The following is a 24,197-nucleotide window of genomic DNA, read 5'->3' as shown; positions in this document are numbered from 1 at the left end:
ATCAAGCCGACAATAGTGGCGGTTCTTCCATCAGCGCGATCTGCTCACGCAATTCTAGAATGCGATCTTGCCAATAGTGTTGAGTATTAAACCACGGGAAGGCTTGTTTGAAGGCTGGATCGTCCCACCGCTGTGCCAGCCAAGCGGAATAATGAATCAGGCGCAAGGTGCGCAGTGCTTCAATCAGATGCAATTCACGTGAGTCAAAATCGTAAAAATCTTCATATCCTGCCAGCACATCATTCAACTGTCGCGTCATGTCAGCACGTTCGCCCGACAACAACATCCACAAGTCCTGCACGGCAGGCCCCATGCGGCTATCGTCAAAATCAACGAAGTGCGGGCCGTCATCTGTCCACAGTACATTGCCTGCATGGCAATCTCCATGCAGGCGTAGTGATTTTACATTGCTACCCGCATGCTCATAGCAATGACGCACACCCGCCAGTGCCTGCTCGGCTACGCTTTGATAGGCAGCCTCAAGATCAGCAGGGATAAAATTATTGGTCAATAAATAACCTAGTGGTTCTACACCAAAGCTGTCTATACCAAGGGTAGGGCGATGCTGAAACGGTTTGAGCGCGCTAATGGCGTGGATGCGACCAAGAAAACGTCCCATCCATTCCAGCGTGTTTCGATCTTCAAGCTCAGGTGCCCGTCCGCCATGCTTGGAAAAAACTGCGAAGCGGAACCCTTCGAAGGTGTGCAGTGTTTTGCCGTCCAGCACCAAAGCAGGTACCACTGGAATTTCGCGTTCGACCAACTCTTGCACGAAAGCGTGCTCTTCGAGTATGGCAAGGTCTGTCCAGCGTTCTGGCCGATAAAATTTTGCGACCAGCGGCGCACCTTCTTCCATACCTACTTGATAGACGCGGTTCTCGTAGCTGTTAAGCGCGAGCAGACGGCCATCGCTGCGGCAGTTCAGGCTATCCAATGCGTTCATGACACAATCGGGGGTAAGTAAAGAGAAATTGGGTGATGCTACCGTCAAATTGTTTTTTTCAGGCATTATTTTTTAGGGGAGGAGTGGGCTGAACCAGCCCCAAATCATTCCAGCCTGCGTGACCCAAACATCGTAGTGTTTCAATATTTTTGTCGAATATTTTTTCGGCTTCAGGAAAAGCAGACACCGCCTGCACCATACTAGCTTCACGCAGCAAATGCATCATGGGGTACGGCGACCGGTTGGTGTAGTTTTCGATATCGTCAGGTTGCGTCCCATCAAACTGATACTGTGGGTGAAAACTGGCCACTTGCAACGCGCCTTCCAGATCCATGTCTTCCAGCGCAGCATCAGTTATATCGAGAAAATCGTTGTATTCAAAAAAATCAGTCAGCACATAGGGGTGAATAAGCAAAGTTGTGTCGATCTTGACTGCTGGCGTTTCGGCCAACACTTCCAGTTCACGCATGAGGTCTCTTAGTAAGTCCTCATGTGTGGTCGCATTGCTCACTACATAGCGTATCTGATTTTTTACGTGAACGTTCTTGGCGAACGGGCACAGGTTAAGACCAATGACGGCCCGCTCCAACCACAGTTTGGTTGCAGCTATGATTGTTTCGTCTGTTGTGATATTCATTTCAGGCGTTCTAGAAAGTTGAGTCATGCTCTCCAATACGGCTGATAACTTCTTAAAAAAAATTGATCAGCCTGGTCGGGGTCGGTTAATTGCTGGACAGACTGCTAGCTCCAGATCTTGGCGAATACATTGTTTAACGACCGTATCCACCGGAACGGTGCGATGCAGATGCGCGAGCTGCAGGCTTACCATTAGTGCGGCTTGGAGCATTGCCCGTACGCGGTGCTGCACGAGTACGGCTCTGACCACCACGCCCTTGTCCCTGTCCTTGCCCGCGCCCACTACTACTGCCTTGCCCACGATTTTGGCCGTTTAAAATAGGCTCTGCCTTAATGCGCGGATCAGGTTCGAAACCTGGCACTTGCACAACTGGAATTTCACGCTTGGTCAATCGCTCAATGTCATGCAGCAGCTTATGCTCGTCAATACATACCAGAGAACTTGCTTCACCTTCGCTACCCGCACGCCCGGTGCGTCCAATGCGGTGGACATAATCTTCCGATATATTAGGCATCTCAAAGTTAACTACGTGCGGTAACTCGGAGATATCAATACCACGCGCAGCAATGTCAGTTGCCACCAGCACCTGCAGTTTGCCGGTTTTAAATTCTGCCAATGCACGGGTGCGCGCTGCTTGGCTCTTATTGCCATGAATGGCCAGCGCTGGAATGTCATCCTTGTTGAGTTGTTCAACTAACTTGTTGGCTCCGTGTTTTGTGCGTGTAAATACCAGCACCTGATGCCAGTTGTATTCCTTGATTAGATGGATGAGCAACTCACGCTTTCTTTCGCGATCCACCGGGTAAATTTTCTGCGTAATCAGTTCTGCAGTCGCATTTCTGCGCGCCACTTCTATCATCGCCGGTTTGTTGAGCAGCCCATCGGCCAACAACTTGATCTCATTGGAGAAGGTGGCGGAAAACAACAGGTTTTGCCGTTGCTTGGGCAATATCGCCAGGATTTTTTTGATGTCGCGGATGAAACCCATGTCTAGCATACGGTCGGCTTCATCCAGCACCAGAATTTCAATATGCGACAGATCCACCGTTTTCTGCTGCAAGTGATCGAGCAGTCGGCCAGGTGTGGCAACCAAAATGTCCACACGGCTTCTCAAACGCTGAATTTGCGGATTGATGTTAACGCCACCAATCATAGTCATCGAATTAAGTTTGAGGTATTTGCCATAATCGCGCACGCTTTCTTCTACCTGCGCAGCAAGCTCGCGCGTGGGGATAAGAACTAACGCGCGAATCGGTGCCTTACCGGTTGCAGCTTTCGCAGGCGCAGTAAGTCGTTGCAGGATAGGCAGGGTGAAACCGGCAGTCTTGCCGGTGCCGGTTTGTGCACCAGCCAGCAGATCGCCGCCGGACAGAACAACAGGGATAGCCTGCGCCTGAATGGGCGTTGGCTCAGTGTAACCACGCTCGGTAACAGCGCGAACGAGTTCATCGGACAAGCCGAGATCTGAAAAATTCATAAATTATTCCTAGAAAAAAATCGGCCTGTCGCCGTTGATGGCGCCAGTCTTAGGCAGATAGATGGGTTTTTAAACCAGTATGGACAGCGGCAAGAAGACTAGAACCTAACACCACTCATTGAATTATAACAGAATTGAATTTCGTTACCGGATTGATTTTTTAGAGGTGCCCTACATATATAAACTACCTGCATCGTTTGATACCGTCACAGTGGATTTACGTTATGTTGTTGTGTGAAAACCTGCCCCCACACTGTGTTAATCCCGGATAATCCATTAGGCAATTTAACCAGCCTCCCCCTTTGAAAAAGGGGGATTGAGGGGGGTTTTTGTGTCCCTGCAATGCTCAAATCTCCCCTAGCCCCCCTTTCTTAAAGGGGGGAATGCGAAATCATCGCACGAATCAGGTCTAATGGTTTATCTGGGTTAATAATCTATTCACACAAAACTTGATGTAGCGCTGCACCCAATTCAGTAAACTTGAATTGATAACCAGTACCTGACATCCGCTTGGGAATAACACGTTGACTGCCTAGTAGCAATTCAGACATTTCGCCCAGTAAGAGCTTAAGAACCCATGCTGGTGCAGGTAGAAAAGCGGGGCGATGAAGGGTTTTTGCTAGTGTTTGGGCAAATACCTGGTTAGTAACTGGGTTAGGTGCGGTCAGGTTAAATGGGCCATTAAGCTCAGCGCTATTAAGTAATGCCAAGCAAATGGCCACATGGTCGTCGATATGAATCCAGGGCATCCATTGTTTGCCACTACCCAGTCGCCCACCCAACCCTAATTTGAACGGCAGTATCATCGGTTGCAAGAAACCGCCATTTTTGCCAACCACCAGGCCTGTGCGTAATTGACATACTCGAACACCATGCTCCTTGGCTTCCACTGCCTCGTTTTCCCATTCGACACAAAGCTGGCGGCCAAAATCATCTTGGCCAGGTGATGTTTCGTCGACTATTGTGTCGCCCTGGTCACCATAAAAGCCAATGGCTGAGCCACTCAAGAAAACAACAGGCTTAATATGCGCACACGCAATAAATTTCACCAGATCCTGAGTAACATCAATGCGGCTATGTAGAAGGACTTGTTTGCGCTCATCCGTCCAGCGTTTACCAAAAATCGGTGCGCCAGCAAGATTAATAATGGCTTCGAAAGAATCAGACTCAGATAGCGTCTTCAAGGAATTGAGTGGCGTAACTTGATCGCCAAGTACGGCATTGACTTTATCAGGGTGGCGGCTGTAAACCGTTAATGAGTGACCTGCTGTCAGTAATGCTGGGCATAATGTTTGGCCAATAAACCCAGTTCCGCCTGTTATCAATATTTTCATGGACTGGCTCCTTATCAATCACAAAGCGCAGTGTAATTGGAGGCAGAGTAAATTTAATGAAGTGATTAATTTTAAGATTTCATAACAAAAACTTTAAATTTACTCTGAACCGAATGCCACTAAGTTAAGGGGCTTCGGCATTGCTAAAACAATAAGTTAAGCCAGTATTGGCGCGGGTTTCACAATAGTCTGACCTTGCTAAAAGGGCTTAACTTAGTGGCATTCGGGTCAGAGCAAACTTAGTGAATTGAAAGGAAAGCGTGGTAGGTACCGTCTTTAACGTCAAACAATTTTCAGGTGGTCGGCTATTCACGTAAGATCAATCATATTACGCCGTCACAAAGTATCGATGGGGACAAAGTTAGCATTTGTTATATAAACTGCCTTCATCGCTTGACCCCATCACAGTATCTTGTCTATTGTGATTTCTCAATACTGTAGGTTACTTGCAACGAGTGGGTTGCGCCTGCTGCGACTTCAACACAATTCTCCGCTGCATTCGCGCTTTCCACGCAGACCATGCCGCGATAGCCTGTGTCGCTGCCGAAATCACCCATTTTCGCGGCTTTTTCCACCCATGGGTTCCACACTACTGTGGAACGACTGCCGCGCTTGGCAATACGAATATTGCGCTTATGGCCGCTGTCATCAATCAAACAGTCCGAGTCGGTATCCACATAGAGACGGTCTACTTCTGCGGCTATCGTAATTGCGCCCGATTGTGTTTTGCGTTGCCAATCACCTACTTTGTCAAGATAAGTACAGCCTTCCAAACCGGTGATGTGAATTTGATCTACATCGCTGATAACGAAGTAAGTATGCAACGCTTCGCCAATTTCGAACATGGTTTGGCCGGTATTTTCAGTGATCAGCTCCACGCTCATCTCTTTGCCGACCGTAATGATGTTTCGAACTCGGCAAGCGTGCGGCCATTGCGCAGGAGGAATTGAGCTCTGAGGAAATTCAAAGGTGATACGCGTGCTGCCATCTGATAATGCTTCGCTGGCCACAACTTGCCAGGGAGCGGTACGGGCAAATCCATGACTTGGGAAAGTGCTGTCGGTTGCGTGGGCACCAAACCACGGCCAACAAATTGGCACGCCGCCACGAATAGATTTTCCAGGTGCTAATTTGGCTGCAGGGCTAAGCCAAATGACTGGTTTTTCGCCCACCGGCTCAAAGGTCATAACATGCGCACCCTGTAATGCTATGGTAGATTTTGCGTGTTTGTTGGTAATGCACGCAAGAATTAATCCGCCTACATCTTCAGTAAACTCAAGTTGTCCAGGAATGGCGAATTGCTGGTTCAGCGTGGATACATTCAACTGGTTCATTTTTAATCCTTAGTATTTTTCCGCGTTACACACAAACTATTGGCGGCTGCCAACTACTCACCCTTCGCCGCCATAAGTTTTTCATACTTAGCTTGAAGTTGCTCCACGCTTTCTTTATGGTCTGGGTCGAGCGGAATGCAGTCTACTGGGCAAACTTCCACACACTGTGGTGTTTCATAATGTCCTACACACTCGGTGCATTTGTTAGGATTTATGTAATAAATAGTATCGCCTTGCGAAATAGCATCATTCGGGCATTCCGGTTCGCATACGTCACAGTTAATACATTCGTCGGTAATAATCAGAGCCACACTGTTCCTCTTTAAAATTAAGTTAAGTTTTTCTCAGTCAATTTGATCGCCACCAATGGAGACACAAATTTACTGACGTCGCCGCCATAGCGGGCAATCTCACGCACCATACTTGCTGAGATAAAGGTGTAATGCTCCGCTGGCGTCAAGAACAGGGTTTCGACATCCGGATGCAGGCTGCGGTTCATTCCCGCCATCTGAAATTCATATTCAAAATCTGATACTGCGCGCAAACCGCGCAATACTACGCGTGCATTTTGCGTTCGCACATAATTCATCAATAATCCAGAAAAACCTTCTACTCGTACATTGACAAAGTCAGCGAAAATTTCACGCGCCATGGCGACACGTTCATCCAATGAGAACAATGTAACGCTGCGACTTTCGGCCACAGCCACTACAACTTCATCGAATAGTCCTGCGGCACGGCGGACTACATCTTCATGTCCACACGTGATTGGATCAAAAGTACCAGGATAAACAACTTTAATCATGTTTTAGCGCACTTTCGCATCTCAATAATTGATAATGCACAGTACTCGATTTAGCATGCCTCACCACCTGCCAAGTTTGGTCAGGTTCAAAGATCTGACCGCTCTCAACGAATACCAACCCGTCTTGTGTTAGTTTGTCAGTAAGTAGTGGAAGCAATTTTTGCAGATAATCACTCTGAAATGGAGGATCCAGAAAAATCACATCGAATAGCCCATTTTTTTGGTGCGCGAATTCTAGCCCATCTTCACAACGCAGCAACACATTAGAACAGTCTAATTTTATGATGGTTTTTTGCAAGGCGCGAATGATAGTACGATTACGTTCGACCATTACTACCTCTGCCGCACCACGTGACATTGCTTCAAATCCTAATGCCCCGCTACCAGCGAACAGATCCAGGCAGCGCATGCCGTTAAGATTTTGCCCCAGCCAGTTGAACAAAGTTTCTCGCACGCGATCCGGCGTGGGGCGTAAACCTTCCTCGTCCGGAAACTCAACCCAACGACTGCGATGGCTGCCGCCGATAATGCGTACCCGATTTATTGCACCGCTCCTGCTTTATTATCTGGCTGTTTGGTTTCCGGTGCACCAACGATGACAGTGGCCATCGCATCCGGATTGACTCGACGTTTAAAGGCTGCACGAATTTGTGAGATGGTAACTTTATCAACATTTTCGACAAAATCATCTAGATAGGTCAAAGGTAAGTTATAAAATCCAATAACACTCAGGTAGTTAACGATTTTTTTATTGCTATCGATGCGCAGCGGGAAACCGCCAATGATGTTTTGCTTGGATGCTTTTAATTCTTTTTCTGTCACGCCTTTTTCAATAAAGTCACGTAGCGTAGCGCGCACGAGTTGCAGCGCCTCATCGGCTTGATTTTTTTTGGTTTGTAGCCCGATCTGAAACGCGCCTGGCAGCTTCATCGGCATGAAATAACTGTAGACACTATAGGCAAGGCCACGATTTTCGCGGATTTCGTGCATCAGTCGGGACACAAACCCCCCTCCGCCGAGAATGTGATTGCCCACATAGAGGGCGAAGTAATCCGGGTCTTTACGTGCCATTCCGGGTGCGCCCATCAGAATATGGCTCTGACTAGCCGGGTGAGCTATGCGCTGCTCACTCGCTTTAATTTGCATAGTCACCGGTGCAATTTGCGCCGTCTCAACGCCTTGTGGTAATTGTTCGGTGAGCTTTTGCGCGATAGCTTCAGCTTCGGCACGCGTCACATCGCCCATAATGGCAATCACGGAATTTTTGGCAAAATAATGTTTACGATAAAATGCCTCAATGTCAGCACGCTGAATTTTCCCCACAGTTGCGACTTCACCCGGCGCCGGTAAACCATAAGAGTGGGTACCGAAGACGGCCTTGCCGAAGGCTTTTGCAACGATGCTTTCCGGCTTGGTTTCAGCTTCTTTCAGACCCGCGATCAAGCGCGCCTTTTCTCGTGCCAACACTTTTTCTGGGAATAGCGGATGTTGCAATACACTCGCCAGAATATCCAGCGCTTGAGTGCGTTCTGCATGACTGCTCAATGTGCGCAAACTTACACCAGCACTATCTGCATCGAAACTCATTCCCAATTGTGCACCAATATCGGCCAGATTTCGTGCGATGTCGTTCTCGCTCAAACCTTCTGCACCCAGGTCCAGCATTGCATGAGTCAGCCCTGCTAATCCGGATTTTTCCGCCACATCAAAGCTACTTCCTGCGCCAAAAGTAACGGTTAAATCCAGCATTGGCAGATCATGGTTTTCCACGAAATACACACGTGCGCCACTTGACGATTGCCAATGCTGAATCTGAGGTGCGGCGAGTGCAGATGTGATGCCAGCCAACAACAACATCACAGCGGCAAAGAATTTAGTGTGCATGTGTTACCTCTTTATTCGTTTTTTTCGGTTTGCCGGAAAGTGGCTGTGGTTCAAGCACGGCAATGGTCAGCTCGTCGTCCTGCAAAAATTTCCGTGCCACATCCTGCACCTGCTGCGCGGTTACTGCTTGTATTTTTTTGAGCATAGTAGGAATAGCTTTGTATGACAGCCCTATACTTTCAAGCTGTCCAATTTGCATCGCCTGATAAAACAGTGAATCGAGTTTGTATACTTCACTGGCAGTCACCTGTGCCTTGACACGCTTAAGCTCCTCGTCGTTCACGCCGTCTCGTTTCAGAATCGCTATTTGCTCGCGCAAACCCTCTTCCAACTCTGTCACGGTTTTGCCTTCGCTGGGGGTGCCTTCTATCACGAACATGCCTGGTCCACGCGAGGTGGCGTCATATCCAGCGCCAACATTACTGGCCAGTTGCTTTTCTCGCACCAATATTTTGTTCAAGCGCGCCGAAGCATTGCCATCGAGAATGCCGGACAGTATTTGCAAGGCATACGGTTGCCAATCATTCTCTGGGTCGCGTAGCGAAGGAGCGTGATAAGCCATTACCAGATGCGGTAGTTCTGCTGGTGCTTTAACTACAATGCGCTTCAAGCCTAACTGCGGCGGTTCGCTGAAATGCTTGCGCGCGGGCAAGCTACGCGATGGAATGCGGCCATAGAAACGCTGTGCCAACGCGAATACCTCGCTTGCCTTTATATCTCCTGCCACTACCAATGTTGCATTATTTGGCGCATACCAATTTTTATACCAGGTCTTGGCATCATTAACTGTAAGTGTCTGCAAATCGTTCATCCAGCCAATTATTGGAGTACGGTAGGGATGCTCCTGGTAAGCCGTGGCCATCAATTTTTCGTTCATCAGGCCGTGCGGTTCATCATCCGTGCGCATGCGCCGCTCTTCCATAACGACTTTAATTTCTTTGCTGAATTCAGTCTCCGTCAGAAACAAATTGACCATACGATCGGATTCGAGTTGCATAGCAAGAGGTAACTCGGATTTGTGCAACTGTTGGAAATATGCCGTGTAATCGTTGCTCGTGAAGGCATTTTCGCGTCCACCCGCAGCGGCTATGCGCTTGGAAAACTGCCCAACCGGCACGGTTTTGGTTCCTTTGAACATCATATGTTCCAGCACATGTGCGATCCCGGTGATTCCAACATTTTCGTCCATGCTGCCGGCGCGATACCATAATTGTTGAACGATAACAGGAGCACGGTGATCTTCCTTCACTATTACCTTCAGGCCATTGTCGAGTGTCTTCTCAAATACCTCCGCTTGTGCTTCAGCAGAGAATAAAAGTGCCGCAGGCAATAAAATAGTAATCGTCAGCAGGTATTTTGATATTTGTATACGCATTTTTTTAGCCCAAAACAACTCAATCAGAATAGAATATCGGTGGCGGCTAAAGCCGTTACGACTGAATGTGTATTATGCTCTATTTAGCTATCTTTCTGCCACCTCCAAAAATTTCATTACAATGTTCGGCTTCCTAAAAAAATCCCCTTCCGAAAGTAAATCCAACCCTGTCGAAGAGCCGCCTAAAAAAAGTGGCTGGATCAGCCGGCTTAAGAGCGGGCTGGCGCGTACGTCAAGTCAGATGTCTGATTTGTTTAGCCGTGGCGGCAAGATCGACGACGAGATGTATGAAGAGCTGGAAACCATCCTGATTACCGCAGATGTCGGAATGGACGCCACTCGATTTTTGCTGGCTGAGTTGCGCAGGCAAGTCAAAGCGCAGCGACTCACTGAAGTGGTTCAGCTAAAGAACGCATTAGCTCATGACCTGATTAAACTGCTTAAACCCCTGGCTCAGCCTTTGGAAACCGACTTACATAACCCCTGTGTCATTATGATGGCCGGGGTAAACGGCGCTGGCAAAACAACCTCTATTGGCAAGCTGGCAAAATATTTTCAAGGGCAAGGTAAGTCCGTGTTATTGGCTGCAGGTGATACCTTCCGTGCCGCTGCACGCGAACAGTTAATGGAATGGGGTGCGCGCAACAATGTTACGGTTATCGCCCAGCAGAGCGGCGATGCCGCAGCGGTGATTTTCGATGCTGTACAAGCAGCTCAGGCACGTAAAATAGACATAGTGCTGGCAGATACCGCCGGCCGCCTGTCTACGCAGGTTCATCTGATGGAAGAAATCAAAAAGGTCAAGCGCGTTATTGCCAAGGCGTTACCTGGTGCACCGCACGAAGTGCTGCTGGTACTGGACGCAAACACCGGGCAAAACGCACTGAGCCAAGTCAAGGCATTCGATGATGCGTTGGCCGTCACTGGGCTGATACTGACCAAGCTGGACGGTACTGCTAAAGGGGGCGTAATTGCTGCCATCGCCAAAGCGCATCCCATCCCTGTGCGCTTTATCGGCGTGGGTGAAGGGCTGGATGACCTGCGCCCATTTGTAGCGGAAGACTTCGTTACGGCACTACTGGGGCTGGATGAATGATCCAGTTCAGCAAAATATGCAAGCGTTACCCCGGAGGCTATGAAGCACTCAAGAATGTCAGTTTTGAGATCACCGAAGGTGAAATGATCTTCCTCACCGGTCACTCTGGCGCAGGAAAAAGCACATTGCTCAAACTTGTTGCTGCCATTGAACGACCTAACTCGGGCAGCATTGTAGTAAAAGGACAGAACGTCAGTTCGATCAAGGGTGGGGCATTACCTTACTTGCGTCGCAACCTTGGCTTGATTTTCCAGGATCATAAAATACTGTTTGACCGCAGTGTGTTTGACAACGTAATGCTGCCACTGCAAATCTGCGGCTTCGATCACCGCGAAAGCGCCAAACGCGTACGAGCTGCGCTAGATAAGGTAGGCTTGCTCAAACATGAAAAAACCAGCCCGATCGCTCTGTCAGGCGGCGAACAACAACTTTTGTGCATCGCACGCGCCATAGTGAACCGTCCTTCTATCCTGTTGGCAGACGAACCGACCGGTAATCTGGATGTGGACTATGCCCGAGACATCATGAATATCTTCAACTCGTTTCATCAGGTTGGCGTTACGCTGTTGATTTCTTCTCATGACGAAAGTATTTTGCGCCAGTTCAAAGGACGCGTGCTGGCATTAAAAAATGGGATGTTGTGCCCATGAAAAACTTACTGGTATCGCATGTTCACGTGTTGCGGCTTACTCTGCGCCGTTTCCTCACTACACCGTTGTCCAGCCTCCTGAATATTCTGGTTTTCGGCATTGCACTTAGCTTGCCGGCGGGTATGTATTTACTGCTGAAAAGCGTACAAAGTCTGGCTGAACAAGAGGTTGGGACGCAGCAGATCAGCATATTCTTGAGTATGGATGCCAGTAGGAACGAAGTCACCCAGATCGGCAAACAATTAAAGCAGCACGTTGGCATCAATGAGGTGAAATTTGTGCCGCGTGATCAAGCGCTGGAACAGCTGAAACAGACCACCGGACTGACTGATGTAATCGGCGGAATGGAGCAGAACCCGCTGCCGGATGCCTATATTATTTATCCTGAAACATCTGATGCGGAGGCATTAGAAGCGTTGCGCGATGAGTTGCAAAAATGGCCTAACTTTGAGCATGTGCAATTGGATTCAGCTTGGGCATATAAACTTGAAGCTATGCTCAAATTCGGTTTGTTGGCCGTACTTTTTCTAGCTGTACTGCTCAGTGTTGCACTAGTGGCCGTTACCTTCAACACCATCCGTTTGCAAATTCTCACTCAACGCGAAGAAATCGAAGTATCCAAATTGATTGGCGCTACCAACGCTTTCATTCGCCGACCATTTCTGTATTTCGGTCTTCTGCAAGGGCTCATGGGTGGTGCCGTAGCGTGGGTTCTCATTACTGTCAGCTTGTATTTGCTTAATAGCAGCCTCTCAGAGTTGACGCATTTATATACCAGCAACTTTGCCCTGCTGTTGCCCTCTGTAGGCGACAGCACCACATTATTGCTGTTATCGGCTTACCTTGGCTGGTTAGGCGCTTGGCTGTCCGTCGCCCAGCATTTATGGAAAATTGAACCTCGCTAAGGCCCCCGCATTACTGAGCGATACCCAGCAAGAGACAAAATTAGGGATGATTAATGACTTGTAATCAAAGGTTGTGGCTGATTCGATTGTGTTAATGTTTATCCACCTGTTGTGCTTAAACTAACACCGAGTCTTTTAGTCTTAAAGTGATATATCGTAGGGAGAGCCTGTGCTCTTAATGAACTTAAAATAACGACTTCATTTTTAAGCCTTTAATTATTAGAGTTTGGCTCTATGAAAAAAAACTGAATGCTACAAGCTGTTGATAATTAAGAGTGCTCGTAAATTTAGTAATTTATACAATATTTGTTGAAACGAAAAAACTTCAGGGGTAAAACTGAACTTATGCTAAGTAAACAAACTGCGATCATTGGGCCCAATTCCTGTATATGTGATTGTTTAGAATTTAAAACGAGAAAATCATGAGATTTCAATATTTTTACTCTGTGATTACTGCCGGTGTATCACTTGCTTTGCTTTCTTCGCTTGCCGCTGCCAAAACACCAGAACAAATTTTTGAACAAGTGTCGCCTTCCGTTGTGGTAGTGGATATCTTCGATGCGAAGAATAAAGTCATAGGACAGGGCAGTGGCGTAGTGATAAGCACTGGCCAGGTAATTACCAATTGTCATGTTGTGAAAAGAGGAAAAAGTCAACGAGTACGGCAATCCGGCAGTAAATTCTCAGCCACCTTGCAATATTCGGATCCAAGTCGCGATCTGTGTCAGTTAAATGTGCCCGATTTACAAGCGCCGCCCGCTGTCCTGGGCACTGCCAAAAAGCTCAAGGTGGGCCAGCGTGTTTATGCAATTGGTGCACCGGAAGATCTGGAGCTAACCTTGAGCGAAGGACTTATCTCCAGTTTGCGCCCTCATGACGGCGCGGAATACATCCAGACCTCCGCCGCAATTTCTCTTGGTTCCAGTGGTGGCGGGTTATTCAATGATCAAGGTCAATTAATCGGTATCACCACGTTTTATCACGCGGATGGACAGAATCTGAACTTCGCCCTACCTGTAGATTGGATAGGGGAGCTGCCGAAACGGGCTCAAGGTGTTCCGGAGGCGGGAAAAAAAAACGGGTTGGCTTGGCTCAACCGGGTGGTTGCTTTGGAAGACAAACAAAACTGGTCCGGAATGTTGAAGCTTTCGCAGAAGTGGGTTAAAAGTGAACCAGAAAGTGCAGACGCTTGGTTTAGCTTGGGCATCGCTCACAAAAACCTTCAACAATATGAGAAGGCAATTAAAGCCTATCGAAGAGCATTACGTATTCAGCCTGAATATGCCGATGCCTGGAATAATCTGGGTAATATTCATAACAACATCAAACAACACAGTCAAGCAATTCAGGCCTATCAGGAGGCGCTACGCATTGATCCAGAGCATGCCTCTGCCTGGAATAATTTGGGCATCGCTCACGGCAATCTTAAGCAATACAAACAAGCGATTTCCGCCTTTCGAGAAGCTATTCGCATCGAACCGGAAAATGCAAGTGTCTGGTATAACTTAGGTGAAGCTTATTTCCGCAATGGTCAGCAGGACAAAGTGCTAGAGACTTACCAAACCTTGCGAAAGCTTGATTTTAAAATAGCGAACGTGTATTCGAACGCTTTTATTTTGCCTTGAGCCAAGTGAAGGTGGGGACGCTTCAGCTATTTAATCCCTCATTGCAACCGGGCCAATTTTCTGACGTGCTTGCGCGATTAATGCCGCATGACCTGACTATTGTTAAAACACCCCTGCAAAAACCCGCTCCCGCTGATTGAATCAGGTATCTACTTCGATCTGAAACTGTTCAAGGTGTTCTCAAGTATTGCCAATAAAGTTTATGAAATTCCCGTCCGTGCATCTGGGGCAGAAATGTGAGCCCTTGTGAAAAAAATGAAGTGCGTCGGCATGTCGGCAGTGGTGAGTGGTTGGACTTACAAAAAGAATGTTACCAGCTGACGAAAGAATAGAAGATGCGCATATATCATAATATTGTTAATAACTTGCTTCCCCGTCTTGGGCCCGGGTTATTGTATGCAGGTGCGGCCGTTGGCGTATCACATTTAGTCCAATCAACACGAGCTGGCGGTATATTTGGATTCGATTTGATGATCGCTATCGTCATTATCCATTTAATTAAATACCCATTTTTTGAATTTGGTCCGCGTTATACAGCTGCTACTGGAAAAAACATACTGCACGGTTACCGAAAATTGGGTAAATGGGCCGTGTGGGTTTACCTGTTAATGACATTATCAACCATGTTCATTATTCAGGCGGCCGTTACCGTTGTCACGGCAGGATTAGTCACTAATATCTTTGGGTTGGAAGGACTGGGTGGCTATGGCCCTCAAACTGTTGCGGCAATTATCAGTAGCGGTTTACTGCTGCTTTGCTTCACGTTATTGGTTAGTGGGCATTATATTTTGCTGGATAAACTGGTTAAGCTTATTATTTTAGTACTAACGGTTACATCGGTTGCCGCTATCATAACCTTATTATTTGACAATCCTGGGCACTATGCATCAGGAACTGTTGATTTTTCCTTTTCTGACACCACGCATTTGATATTTCTGGTAGCGTTTCTTGGTTGGATGCCGGCACCAATGGATGTATCAGTTTGGCACTCTGTATGGTCAGAAAGCAAAAATGAAAGTGACGGCAAACGAACCAGTATGCAGACGGCATTATTTGATTTTAGAGTGGGTTTTATCGGTACGGCCTTATTGGCAATGTGCTTTCTCACATTAGGCGCTTTAGTCATGTATGGCAGCGGCGAATCTTTCGAACCCGATGGCGCAGCATTTGCCGGACAGTTTTTAGGCATGTACCAACAAATACTTGGCAACTGGGCTTATCCAATTATTGCAGTTGCCGCACTGGCAACAATGTTCAGTACGACAATTACTTTGCTAGATGCTTTTCCCCGTACGATTAGCACAACCTTTGAATTGTTATTTCCCAAGTGGGTAGCACATCGTAACAATCAAACAACCTATTTGGTCTGGTTGCTTGTCACTATCGCAGGAACCCTGTCAATATTATTTTTTTATCTGACATCAATGGGTGAAATGGTAAAAATAGCAACGGTTATTGCCTTTGTAGCGGCACCCGTTCTGGCTATATTGAATACACTGGCAATGTTTAATAAAGATGTTCCCATCCAATATCGGCCTGGCAAAGGCAAGCTACTTTGGTGTCTGTCGGGATTGTTAGCATTGATTGGCTGCTCGATAAGTTATTTATTGCTTTAATTTGTCATGGTACGGCGTTACTCCAAAAAATTAACACCTACATATCAGCATAATATGCCGTGCTAAAATTTTTCACTCGTGACGTACCTTGAAGCTTGAGTGTTTAGAGGCGCTGATTTCCTTTAAGCCCGACAGTCTGCTGGTTTGGTGTCAAATACTGTTTCTCGTAGCTTGCACAGCATGCTGACTATGGCTTATATAATATGTATTGCAATCCCAACATAATTTCTCAAGGAGATAAAAATGTCTAATGAAGGCTATCACGAACCCATAAATGAACTGACAGATGAAACGAGAGATATGCACAGAGCAATTACATCACTCATGGAAGAGCTTGAAGCAGTAGACTGGTACAACCAAAGAGTTGATGCGTGCAAAAATGAGGATTTGAAAGCGATTCTTGCTCATAATCGAGACGAAGAAAAAGAACATGCAGCAATGGTGCTTGAATGGATCAGAAGACAAGATCCTAGATTGGATAAAGAGTTAAAAGATTATTTGTTTACGGATAAACCAATAGCTCACAAGTAAAATTCCTAACGAATCAGCTCAGCAAGCTGGGCTGAATTCAGTTAATACTCCTCAAGGGTTTGTCATCTTCGGTGGCTTGCGCCGGAACACTTTCATGCGATGCAAGCCAGGCGTGCATCTGGGCGATCACTGCGGCACCTTCACCCACGGCCGCAGCGACACGTTTAGTTGAGCTGGCACGTGCGTCGCCGATTGCAAATACTCCCGCTATCGAAGTTTCAAGCGACAGGGACTGCGCGTAGTTGGCCGGCGATAGATCGATTCCGGTACAGACGAATCCCTTATCATTAAGTTTTACACCGCAATTCTCGAGCCAGTTGGTGTTTGGATCGGCACCCACGAACAGAAATATGCGCCGGATGGATTTAGTCTGTTTGCTGCCGTCTTTACGATTGAGCCACTGCACGCCGCTCACGCCTTCATCACAACCTTCGATTGCCACAATCTCTGAGTCTGTATGTAGCGTAACGTTCGCCAGCAATCCGATACGGTCAATGAGATATTTCGACATGCTTTTTGCCAGGTCGGAGCCGCGAATTAAATGATGAACGTGTGCTGCGTGGCTGGCCAGGAATACGATGGCTTGACCAGCCGAATTGCCGCCACCCACGACCACGACTTCCTCCTGTCCGCATAACGCGGCTTCGATCGGCGAAGCCCAGTAATAAACGCCGCGACCTTCGTATTTCTTGAGTTCGAGTATGCCAGGACGCCGATATTTTGCACCTGTCGCGATAACCACGGCTTTTGCCAAAACCTGTCCGCCACAATCAAGCTGGAGCGCGCGAGGAAAGCGTGTGCAATCGAGCGACATCACTTCAACGGGTACCACCATTTCAGCTCCGAATTTCAGCGCCTGCACATAAGCGCGTCCGGCGAGCGCCTGGCCGGAAATTCCGGTCGGGAAACCGAAGTAATTTTCAATTCTAGCGCTCGCGCCAGCCTGACCACCGAACGCATGAGCGTCGAGCACAAGCACGGAAAGCCCTTCAGATGCAGCATATACCGCACAGGCGAGGCCAGCGGGGCCGGCGCCAACGATCGCTATGTCGTAGACATGATCAGATCTCAGCTCGACATACAAGCCGAGGTGACGTGCAAGCTCCCTTTCGGTAGGGCACTTAACAACCGTTCCATCGGGACAAACAACCAGCGGCAATTCGTCTGGACGCGGCTGGTGGAGCTTCATCACATCTTCCGCGATGCTATCTCGTGCCGGATCCAATACAAGATGAGGATGGCCGTTTCTTGAAAGAAAGCCCTGCAACCGCACCATACCGGCGCTGCCGGGGGCGCCAATCAGCAGCGGTCCGCCTCCACCGGTTTCGATTAAACCCAAGCGCCGCAGGATCAAGGCTCTCATAATACGTTCCCCAAGCTCGGCTTCAGCCACGACCATTGCGCGCAAGGAAGGCGGATCTATCGCCAATACTTCGACTACCTCAAGGGTGCGCCCAGTAGCAAGCGCGGGAAGACCCGAAAGATGGGCAACTTCTCCCGTGAAGTTGCCCGGCCCGTTTTCAACTATGGGAATCTCAATACCCAAGGCATTTTTGCGCGTTATCAGAACGCGTCCACTCAGCAAGACACACATGCCCGGTTTGGGTGTGCTGGGATCGAATAATATTTCGCCGGGCTGCAAAGTGTGCACCGTGCCAAATCGTCGTAAGCGATTAATTTCTGCGGGGACAAGTTTGAAATGCGTTTGCTCGCTTCGCGATGCTAGGCTGGGAGACAATGGTTTATTTACCGCGGTGGATGAGATGTCGTCTACTTGATCCAGCCCTGGTGAGAGCAAATCGTCAGAGCCTTCGTTCATCACGGGAGTCTTGAAAGAAACCGAAGAAGGGTGGAAGTGTACGGTCTGATTTCCGCTGAGATCAAGCTTCTCCTGATCGATGTAGCACCAGCCCCACGGTTCCGGGGGGTCGAAGGATTCCATGATCGGATGGCCGGTCGCATGATAGTGTTTGGTTGCATGTTTGTTTGTCGAACTATCACAACAGCCGACATGGCCACACTGGCGACATAGGCGAAGCTGCACCCATGAATCTCCGGTTTTCAAGCAATCTTCGCAGCCCTCTGCAGAGGGTGTAACTTCGTGAATACTATCGAAATGTGTACAAGCCATACAACCCCCTATATGTTTCAAACGATCATATCATGAGGGCACATTGTGCCAGCACTACTGTCCGGTTAATTGAGAGGCGAGCTGCTGACAGCCATGATTGACGCAAAATGCCACAGTAATGAGGGTGTCTTCTATTTGAACGGCGGAATTCGGTTCTGGCATTATTCCGAAGGCTGTCATAAACATCGGCAAAATGTTGTTCGCTGAACTCATGAACTTCCTCACTTGAATGTTTTATCTGGTTACAACTACCTGCTTGCCAGTTGCTTTTCGAATCAAACTCTGATGAAATCCCGTATCTTGCTAATTTTTTATATTAATTGTTCATGTCAGTATCAGAAGATGGATTGCCATGTAATCGCGACGTGCATGAAGATCTGATCCGTAAACTGCGAAAGCTGTTGCCGCCAGAAGCCGTACTCACCGACAAAGAAGATCTACGTCCGTTCGAGTGCGACGGGCTATCGGTTTATCGCCGACTGCCCTTGGTAGTTGCGTTGCCTGAAACTGTCGCGCAAGTGCAGGCCATCATGCGCCTATGTCATGCATTGCAGGTGCCCGTCGTGGCGCGCGGCGCAGGTACCGGTTTGTCCGGTGGGGCACTACCTTTATCTAATGGCGTGCTGCTGAGTCTGGCGAAATTTAAACGCATACTTCATATCGATCCAGAAAATGCGATGGCCACTTTGCAACCGGGTGTGCGCAATCTGGCAATTTCCGAGGCTGCTGCTGCGTATGGCTTGTATTATGCGCCTGATCCTTCCTCACAAATTGCATGCACCATTGGTGGCAATGTCGCGGAAAACTCCGGCGGAGTACATTGCCTCAAATATGGCCTGACCGTTCACAACATCCTGATGTTGAAAGTGGTGACGATAGAGGGGGAATTGCTGACTATCGGTGCTGAAACACTGGATTCTTCTGGCTATGATCTGCTGGCATTGATGTCTGGTTCGGAGGGCATGCTGGCGGTAATCGTTGAGGTTACTGTAAAGTTACTGGCCAAGCCGGAGCGCGCACAAGTTTTGCTGGCGGCATTTGATGATGTCTTCAAAGCCGGGGAGGCGGTCGGAGCCATAATCGCTGCTGGAATTATTCCGGCTGGTCTGGAAATGATGGATAAAGTAGCCATTCAAGCGGCAGAAGATTTTGCGCATGCCGGTTATCCCTGTAACGCAGAAGCGATTTTGCTGTGCGAGCTGGATGGCACCAATGCGGAAGTTTCCGAGCACGTCATGAAAGTGCGCAAAATATTACATCAGAACGGTGCGACCGAGGTGCGCACTGCCGTTAACGAAGCAGAAAGACAGCTGTTCTGGAAGGGGCGTAAATCAGCCTTTCCCGCAGTGGGCCGCATTTCACCAGACTATTACTGCATGGATGGGACGATTCCACGTCGTCAATTGCCGCATGTATTGCGCCAGATCAGCTTATGGTCGGAAGAGTATGGCTTGCCGGTGGCGAATGTATTTCATGCAGGAGATGGAAATCTGCATCCGTTGATTTTGTTCGATGCCAATAAGGATGGCGAATTGGCACGCACCGAAGAATTCGGTCAGCGTATCTTGCAACTGTGCGTTGAAATGGGCGGTTCGATAACCGGTGAACATGGCGTCGGCATGGAAAAAATTAATCAGATGTGTATTCAATTTAATTCGGCTGAACTTAGCCAGTTTCACGCGGTTAAAGCCGCTTTCGATCCCGACGGTTTACTCAACCCCGGGAAAGCCATACCCACCTTGCAACGCTGTGCAGAATTTGGCGCCATGCACGTTCATCACGGTCAGTTGTCTCATCCCGAGCTGGAGCGTTTCTGATGTTAGAGCGCGATATCAGCGAGACGCTGCAACAGCAAGTGCAAAAGGCTATTGGTAATAAGACACTGCTCAAGATCGAATGCGGAAATAGCAAAGCATTTTTAGGACGAGAGTCGCACGGCGAAACTCTCGATATCAGTGCCCATTGCGGCATTGTTGAACATGATCCGCGTGAGTTGGTTTTGACTGCACGTAGCGGCACGCCGCTCAAAGAAATTGAAGCTGCGTTGGCAGAATCTGGACAAATGCTGGCATTCGAGCCCCCCCATTTTGGTGTCAACGCCACCTTGGGCGGCACCATAGCCTGCGGTTTATCCGGGCCGCGTCGTCCTTTTTATGGTTCCGCCCGTGATTTTGTATTGGGTTGCAAACTGATCAATGGCAAGGGCGAGATATTGCGTGTTGGTGGTCAGGTGATAAAAAACGTGGCGGGCTACGATGTTTCGCGCCTGATGGTTGGTGCATATGGCACGCTGGGCGTGTTGTTGGAAATCAGCTTGAAAGTGCTGCCGCGCCCAGCGGCGAGTCACACTTCGATGCAGGAATGCACTCCAGCAGAAGCTATAAGCAAAATGAGTCATTTGCTGTCCCAGCCCGTGCCGGTGGATGCGGCCTGTTATCATGCGGGACATTTCTACCTGCGCCTGTCCGGCAGCGAACAAGCAGTCAAGTATGCTCATGAGCATTTAGGCGGCGAAGTCATAGAAAAGTCAGAGCTTTTCTGGCACGCCTTACGCGAACATCAGCTGCCATTTCTTGGTTCTGCGAATCCGCTGTATCGCGTAATGGTAAAGCCCGCCGTGCCACCTTTAGAAATTGCCGGCGAATGGTTGCTTGATTGGGGTGGTGCACAGCGTTGGCTAGTGAGTGATGAACCCATTGCGTTGATACGCGAACGCGTCGCTGCAGTAGGCGGGCATGTCACCCAGTTCCGAGGCGGAGCAAACAATGGCGAAATATTTCAGCCGCTTGCCGCGCCCTTACTTGTCATTCATCAACGCCTCAAGGCTAGTTTTGATCCGCACGGAATTTTTAACCTGGGGCGCATTTACGCCAATTTGTAAACCATATGCAAACTGCCATTTCTCCTGAACACCTAGTTAATCCGGACATCGCCGAAGCCAATGAAATTCTGCGTTCTTGCGTGCATTGCGGATTTTGCAACGCCACCTGTCCCACCTATCAATTGCTCGGCAACGAACTGGATGGCCCGCGCGGACGTATTTATCTGATCAAGGAAATGCTGGAAGACAATCAATCCAGCGAGAAGACGCAATTGCATCTGGATCGTTGCCTGACCTGCCGTGCCTGCGAAACTACTTGTCCATCCGGTGTTCAGTATGGCCGTTTGATTGATATCGGACGGCAGATAATTGAGGAACGCGCACCGCGTCCGCTGTGGCAAAAAATTATGCGGCGCAGTCTGCTGGCAGTGCTACCGTATCCCAAGCGTTTTTCGCTGGTGCTTAACCTTAGCCGTGTGGTGCGTCCATTGTTACCACTCACTTTGCAACGTAAAATCCCGCCTCAACGACGGGTACAGTCAGCTCGTCCGCAAACGATTCATCAACGCAGCATGCTGGTATTAGAAGGTTGCGTGCAATCGCTGAGTGCGCCGAATACCAACCTTGCTGCTGCGCGTGTGCTGGATAAACTGGGTATATCTTTAATCAGCGCCACCAAGGCTGGCTGCTGTGGCGCGCTGAACCAGCACTTGGCTGATATAAATGGGGCGCATGAAATGATGCGCCGCAATATTGATGCCTGGTGGCCATATATTGAGCAAGGTGCAGAAGCTATTGTTATGAGCGCCAGTGGTTGCGGGCTGATGGTGAAAGAATACGGTGAAGCACTGAAACACGATCCAGATTATGCCGCGAAGGCGGCACGCATCAGCGAACTGACACGCGACTTGAGCGAAATTTTGATTTGCGAAGATTTGAGTGCCTTGGCCGATGTCGGCAAAGGTGTGCACGTCGCTTACCAATCATCTTGCACCTTGCAGCATGGTCAAAAATTGTCTGGCGTTGTTGAAGCTATCCTGCAAAAATGCGGTTACACGCTGACTCCTATCGTTGACAGCCATTTGTGCTGTGGCGCTGCGGGCACATATACCCTGATGCAACCTGAGCTGTCGCAGCAGCTACTGGAAAATAAATTAAATGCGCTGCAACAGGGCGCAGCTGAGGTCATCGCTACCGCCAACATCGGTTGCCAGCTACATTTGGAAAGCGCAGCCCGTTTGCCGGTGAAACATTGGATCGAGCTATTGCAGAGCGGCGCTAAAAATTCAAGTTCCTAAGCAAGACAAGGCATAAGTAAAAAATTTGAGCGCAGCATATATTCGATATGAAAGCGATATTTTTTACAAGTAAGCAATGTGTTGAAGAAACGGGGTAAGCAGGCAAGCCGCAATGCGATTGCTCGCAAAATTGGATGTTTAGAGGTGTACTTCAATTATTTCCCAACAAGGGGCGACTGACAGCAGTGAAAAAAGTTAAAATGTAAAATTAAAGAATCGCAACCCGCAAGGAGAAAAAGTATGGCAGTAAAATCGTTCCATCCCCCGCAGCGTATTTTGATGGGCCCAGGCCCTTCGGATGTCAGCCCACGTGTACTGGGAGCCTTGGCGCGCCCTACCATTGGCCACCTTGACCCAATGTTTGTTAGCTTGATGGACGAAATGAAAGAGCTGTTGAAGTACGCTTTTCAGACTAAAAATGAATTGACTATGCCCGTTTCAGCCCCAGGTTCGGCTGGAATGGAAACCTGCTTCGTCAACCTGATCGAACCCGGTGATAAAGTCATCGTATGTCAGAACGGTGTGTTCGGTGGACGAATGAAGGAAAACGTTGAGCGTTGCGGCGGCATTGCAGTGATGGTGCAGGACGATTGGGGACGCGCAGTTGACCCGCAAAAAGTGGAAGATGCACTCAAAGCGAACTCTGATGCCAAGGTCGTTGCGTTTGTACATGCAGAAACCTCTACAGGCGCCATGTCTGACGCCAAAACATTGACGGCACTTGCTCACAAATATGGTTGTTTGGTCATCGTTGACGCAGTCACGTCTCTCGCCGGTTCGCCACTGAAGGTCGACGAGTGGGAAATAGACGCAATATATTCCGGCACACAAAAATGCCTCTCCTGCACACCTGGGCTTTCCCCTGTTAGCTTCAGTACGCGCGCGCTGGAGAAAATCAAAAACCGCAAGCACAAAGTGCAAAGCTGGTTCATGGATCTGAATCTGGTCATGAGCTATTGGGGCGGTTCAGCCAAACGTGCCTACCATCACACCGCGCCGATTAATGCGCTGTATGGCTTGCATGAATCATTGGTGATGTTACAAGAAGAAGGCCTGGAAAATTCATGGGCTCGCCACACGAAAAACCACCTCGCCCTGCGCGCCGGCTTGGAAGCAATGGGATTGAAATTTGTGGTGCCAGAATCTGAACGTCTGCCTCAACTGAATGCCATTTCCATTCCAGATGGCGTGGACGATGCTGCAGTACGTTCTACTTTGCTAAACGATTATCAACTGGAAATTGGTGCCGGCTTGGGCGTAATGGCAGGCAAGGTATGGCGCTTTGGCTTAATGGGTTACGCCAGCAATCAGAGCAATATTTTGATATGCCTCGGCGCGCTGGATGACGTATTAGGCAGGCTGAAAGCACCGGTTCAGCATGGCGTGGCAGTAGCTGCGGCGCAAAAAGTACTGGCAGGCTGATTCGTTTATGTGGCTCTCAAGGGTTGTTGATGTTAAAAAGTATCATAACTATGGTGTGAATGAACAATCATGAGGTTACCTAGATATTATTGATCCGTATATATAATAATGTTTGTTCTACGGAATCCCCCTTTGTGTTGAAGCAAAGGGGGATTTTTTATGGTGCACTTAGATACGTTTGGTCAAATGATGTAGCGGATCCAATTACTGGTGAATGGGTTCAATGAGTTGTTGTTTATACATGGGGTACATTGCTAGGTAGTCGACGCTGAAATAAACATAACCTATTGATGTTATGTTGCATTATTTTATT

22 protein-coding genes are annotated in these 24,197 nt (G+C 48.5%); 10 read left to right on the top strand and 12 right to left on the bottom strand.

Annotated features, from left to right (window positions below; translation table 11 throughout):
* Window position 1 precedes the first annotated feature (1 nt).
* From MJ770_RS05610 to MJ770_RS05565, 10 genes are all read right to left on the bottom strand, one after another.
* A complete protein-coding gene (locus MJ770_RS05610; protein WP_445083129.1) occupies window positions 2–1,009 on the bottom strand; it encodes a serine/threonine protein kinase in 1,008 nt (335 codons plus the stop codon).
* Window positions 1,002–1,580: a DUF1415 domain-containing protein gene (locus MJ770_RS05605; protein WP_239250624.1), complete on the bottom strand. Its 579-nt coding sequence runs from the start codon at window positions 1,578–1,580 to the stop codon at window positions 1,002–1,004. Before MJ770_RS05605 ends, MJ770_RS05610 begins: the two co-directional genes overlap by 8 nt.
* Before the next feature lie 133 nt (window positions 1,581–1,713).
* On the bottom strand, window positions 1,714–3,057 hold the full coding sequence (locus MJ770_RS05600) for a DEAD/DEAH box helicase (protein WP_239250623.1): 1,344 nt from the start codon (window positions 3,055–3,057) through the stop codon (window positions 1,714–1,716).
* 434 nt (window positions 3,058–3,491) lie between these two features.
* Window positions 3,492–4,391 carry a TIGR01777 family oxidoreductase gene (locus MJ770_RS05595; RefSeq protein ID WP_239250622.1) on the bottom strand — a complete coding sequence of 300 codons (900 nt, stop codon included), beginning with the start codon at window positions 4,389–4,391 and terminating at the stop codon, window positions 3,492–3,494.
* Window positions 4,392–4,807: 416 nt separating this feature from the next.
* A complete protein-coding gene (locus MJ770_RS05590) occupies window positions 4,808–5,725 on the bottom strand; it encodes a D-hexose-6-phosphate mutarotase (protein WP_239250621.1) in 918 nt (305 codons plus the stop codon).
* A 53-nt stretch (window positions 5,726–5,778) separates the two neighbouring features.
* Entirely contained in the window at window positions 5,779–6,036 is a 258-nt protein-coding gene (locus MJ770_RS05585; RefSeq protein ID WP_239250620.1) for a YfhL family 4Fe-4S dicluster ferredoxin, read from the bottom strand.
* 17 nt (window positions 6,037–6,053) lie between these two features.
* A complete protein-coding gene (gene coaD, locus MJ770_RS05580) occupies window positions 6,054–6,530 on the bottom strand; it encodes a pantetheine-phosphate adenylyltransferase (RefSeq protein WP_239250619.1) in 477 nt (158 codons plus the stop codon).
* Entirely contained in the window at window positions 6,523–7,059 is a 537-nt protein-coding gene (rsmD, locus tag MJ770_RS05575) for a 16S rRNA (guanine(966)-N(2))-methyltransferase RsmD (protein ID WP_320412219.1), read from the bottom strand. The genes coaD and rsmD overlap by 8 nt, the downstream gene beginning before the upstream one ends.
* Window positions 7,060–7,070: 11 nt before the next feature.
* A complete protein-coding gene (locus tag MJ770_RS05570; RefSeq protein ID WP_239250618.1) occupies window positions 7,071–8,414 on the bottom strand; it encodes a M16 family metallopeptidase in 1,344 nt (447 codons plus the stop codon).
* Window positions 8,404–9,789, bottom strand: a complete 1,386-nt coding sequence (locus tag MJ770_RS05565) for a M16 family metallopeptidase (RefSeq protein WP_239250617.1) — start codon at window positions 9,787–9,789, stop codon at window positions 8,404–8,406. Before MJ770_RS05565 ends, MJ770_RS05570 begins: the two co-directional genes overlap by 11 nt.
* A 121-nt stretch (window positions 9,790–9,910) precedes the next feature.
* Between MJ770_RS05565 and ftsY the strand changes: the two genes are divergently transcribed.
* The 6 genes from ftsY to MJ770_RS05535 all read left to right on the top strand — a co-directional run bounded on the left by ftsY (window position 9,911) and on the right by MJ770_RS05535 (window position 16,212).
* Window positions 9,911–10,885, top strand: coding sequence for a signal recognition particle-docking protein FtsY (ftsY, locus tag MJ770_RS05560; protein ID WP_239250679.1), 975 nt, complete (start codon window positions 9,911–9,913; stop codon window positions 10,883–10,885).
* A complete protein-coding gene (gene ftsE, locus MJ770_RS05555) occupies window positions 10,882–11,535 on the top strand; it encodes a cell division ATP-binding protein FtsE (protein ID WP_239250616.1) in 654 nt (217 codons plus the stop codon). Before ftsY ends, ftsE begins: the two co-directional genes overlap by 4 nt.
* Window positions 11,532–12,440, top strand: a complete 909-nt coding sequence (ftsX, locus tag MJ770_RS05550) for a permease-like cell division protein FtsX (protein ID WP_239250615.1) — start codon at window positions 11,532–11,534, stop codon at window positions 12,438–12,440. Before ftsE ends, ftsX begins: the two co-directional genes overlap by 4 nt.
* Window positions 12,441–12,862: 422 nt before the next feature.
* Complete coding sequence (locus MJ770_RS05545; protein ID WP_239250614.1) at window positions 12,863–14,065, top strand: tetratricopeptide repeat protein; 1,203 nt, start codon at window positions 12,863–12,865, stop codon at window positions 14,063–14,065.
* 335 nt (window positions 14,066–14,400) lie between these two features.
* Window positions 14,401–15,681, top strand: coding sequence for an NRAMP family divalent metal transporter (locus MJ770_RS05540; RefSeq protein WP_239250613.1), 1,281 nt, complete (start codon window positions 14,401–14,403; stop codon window positions 15,679–15,681).
* Between the two features lie 243 nt (window positions 15,682–15,924).
* A complete protein-coding gene (locus tag MJ770_RS05535; protein WP_239250612.1) occupies window positions 15,925–16,212 on the top strand; it encodes a ferritin-like domain-containing protein in 288 nt (95 codons plus the stop codon).
* 37 nt (window positions 16,213–16,249) lie between these two features.
* Here MJ770_RS05535 and MJ770_RS05530 read toward each other — a convergent pair whose 3' ends face one another.
* Both MJ770_RS05530 and MJ770_RS05525 read right to left on the bottom strand, forming a co-directional pair.
* Window positions 16,250–18,343, bottom strand: a complete 2,094-nt coding sequence (locus MJ770_RS05530; protein WP_239250611.1) for an FAD-dependent oxidoreductase — start codon at window positions 18,341–18,343, stop codon at window positions 16,250–16,252.
* Between the two features lie 54 nt (window positions 18,344–18,397).
* A complete protein-coding gene (locus tag MJ770_RS05525; RefSeq protein WP_239250610.1) occupies window positions 18,398–18,556 on the bottom strand; it encodes a hypothetical protein in 159 nt (52 codons plus the stop codon).
* A 113-nt stretch (window positions 18,557–18,669) separates the two neighbouring features.
* Here MJ770_RS05525 and MJ770_RS05520 point away from each other — a divergent pair, with 113 nt between their 5' ends.
* The 4 genes from MJ770_RS05520 (at window position 18,670) to MJ770_RS05505 (ending at window position 23,884) form a co-directional block, all read left to right on the top strand.
* Complete coding sequence (locus tag MJ770_RS05520) at window positions 18,670–20,160, top strand: FAD-linked oxidase C-terminal domain-containing protein (protein ID WP_239250609.1); 1,491 nt, start codon at window positions 18,670–18,672, stop codon at window positions 20,158–20,160.
* Window positions 20,160–21,224 carry a glycolate oxidase subunit GlcE gene (glcE, locus tag MJ770_RS05515; RefSeq protein ID WP_239250608.1) on the top strand — a complete coding sequence of 355 codons (1,065 nt, stop codon included), beginning with the start codon at window positions 20,160–20,162 and terminating at the stop codon, window positions 21,222–21,224. Before MJ770_RS05520 ends, glcE begins: the two co-directional genes overlap by 1 nt.
* Window positions 21,225–21,229: 5 nt before the next feature.
* Complete coding sequence (gene glcF / locus MJ770_RS05510; RefSeq protein WP_239250607.1) at window positions 21,230–22,462, top strand: glycolate oxidase subunit GlcF; 1,233 nt, start codon at window positions 21,230–21,232, stop codon at window positions 22,460–22,462.
* 240 nt (window positions 22,463–22,702) lie between these two features.
* On the top strand, window positions 22,703–23,884 hold the full coding sequence (locus MJ770_RS05505; protein ID WP_239250606.1) for a pyridoxal-phosphate-dependent aminotransferase family protein: 1,182 nt from the start codon (window positions 22,703–22,705) through the stop codon (window positions 23,882–23,884).
* The last annotated feature ends 313 nt before the right edge of the window (window positions 23,885–24,197 follow it).

It is taken from the genome of Candidatus Nitrotoga sp. M5 (assembly GCF_927904885.1).
In the GTDB taxonomy this organism is placed as follows: domain Bacteria; phylum Pseudomonadota; class Gammaproteobacteria; order Burkholderiales; family Gallionellaceae; genus Nitrotoga.
The sequence above is the reverse complement of the archived record's forward strand: the minus strand, read 5'-3'. Positions and strand labels throughout refer to the sequence as shown.

What these genes read in the sequence shown, in the direction of transcription:
- MJ770_RS05610 (WP_445083129.1), bottom strand. Translation starts at nt 1,009, where the DNA reads ATGCCTGAAAAAAACAATTTGACGGTAGCATCACCCAATTTCTCTTTA.
- MJ770_RS05605 (WP_239250624.1), bottom strand. Translation starts at nt 1,580, where the DNA reads ATGAATATCACAACAGACGAAACAATCATAGCTGCAACCAAACTGTGG.
- MJ770_RS05600 (WP_239250623.1), bottom strand. Translation starts at nt 3,057, where the DNA reads ATGAATTTTTCAGATCTCGGCTTGTCCGATGAACTCGTTCGCGCTGTT.
- MJ770_RS05595 (WP_239250622.1), bottom strand. Translation starts at nt 4,391, where the DNA reads ATGAAAATATTGATAACAGGCGGAACTGGGTTTATTGGCCAAACATTA.
- MJ770_RS05590 (WP_239250621.1), bottom strand. Translation starts at nt 5,725, where the DNA reads ATGAACCAGTTGAATGTATCCACGCTGAACCAGCAATTCGCCATTCCT.
- coaD (WP_239250619.1), bottom strand. Translation starts at nt 6,530, where the DNA reads ATGATTAAAGTTGTTTATCCTGGTACTTTTGATCCAATCACGTGTGGA.
- MJ770_RS05570 (WP_239250618.1), bottom strand. Translation starts at nt 8,414, where the DNA reads ATGCACACTAAATTCTTTGCCGCTGTGATGTTGTTGTTGGCTGGCATC.
- MJ770_RS05565 (WP_239250617.1), bottom strand. Translation starts at nt 9,789, where the DNA reads ATGCGTATACAAATATCAAAATACCTGCTGACGATTACTATTTTATTG.
- ftsY (WP_239250679.1), top strand. Translation starts at nt 9,911, where the DNA reads ATGTTCGGCTTCCTAAAAAAATCCCCTTCCGAAAGTAAATCCAACCCT.
- ftsE (WP_239250616.1), top strand. Translation starts at nt 10,882, where the DNA reads ATGATCCAGTTCAGCAAAATATGCAAGCGTTACCCCGGAGGCTATGAA.
- ftsX (WP_239250615.1), top strand. Translation starts at nt 11,532, where the DNA reads ATGAAAAACTTACTGGTATCGCATGTTCACGTGTTGCGGCTTACTCTG.
- MJ770_RS05545 (WP_239250614.1), top strand. Translation starts at nt 12,863, where the DNA reads ATGAGATTTCAATATTTTTACTCTGTGATTACTGCCGGTGTATCACTT.
- MJ770_RS05540 (WP_239250613.1), top strand. Translation starts at nt 14,401, where the DNA reads ATGCGCATATATCATAATATTGTTAATAACTTGCTTCCCCGTCTTGGG.
- MJ770_RS05535 (WP_239250612.1), top strand. Translation starts at nt 15,925, where the DNA reads ATGTCTAATGAAGGCTATCACGAACCCATAAATGAACTGACAGATGAA.
- MJ770_RS05530 (WP_239250611.1), bottom strand. Translation starts at nt 18,343, where the DNA reads ATGGCTTGTACACATTTCGATAGTATTCACGAAGTTACACCCTCTGCA.
- MJ770_RS05525 (WP_239250610.1), bottom strand. Translation starts at nt 18,556, where the DNA reads ATGAGTTCAGCGAACAACATTTTGCCGATGTTTATGACAGCCTTCGGA.
- MJ770_RS05520 (WP_239250609.1), top strand. Translation starts at nt 18,670, where the DNA reads ATGTCAGTATCAGAAGATGGATTGCCATGTAATCGCGACGTGCATGAA.
- glcE (WP_239250608.1), top strand. Translation starts at nt 20,160, where the DNA reads ATGTTAGAGCGCGATATCAGCGAGACGCTGCAACAGCAAGTGCAAAAG.
- glcF (WP_239250607.1), top strand. Translation starts at nt 21,230, where the DNA reads ATGCAAACTGCCATTTCTCCTGAACACCTAGTTAATCCGGACATCGCC.
- MJ770_RS05505 (WP_239250606.1), top strand. Translation starts at nt 22,703, where the DNA reads ATGGCAGTAAAATCGTTCCATCCCCCGCAGCGTATTTTGATGGGCCCA.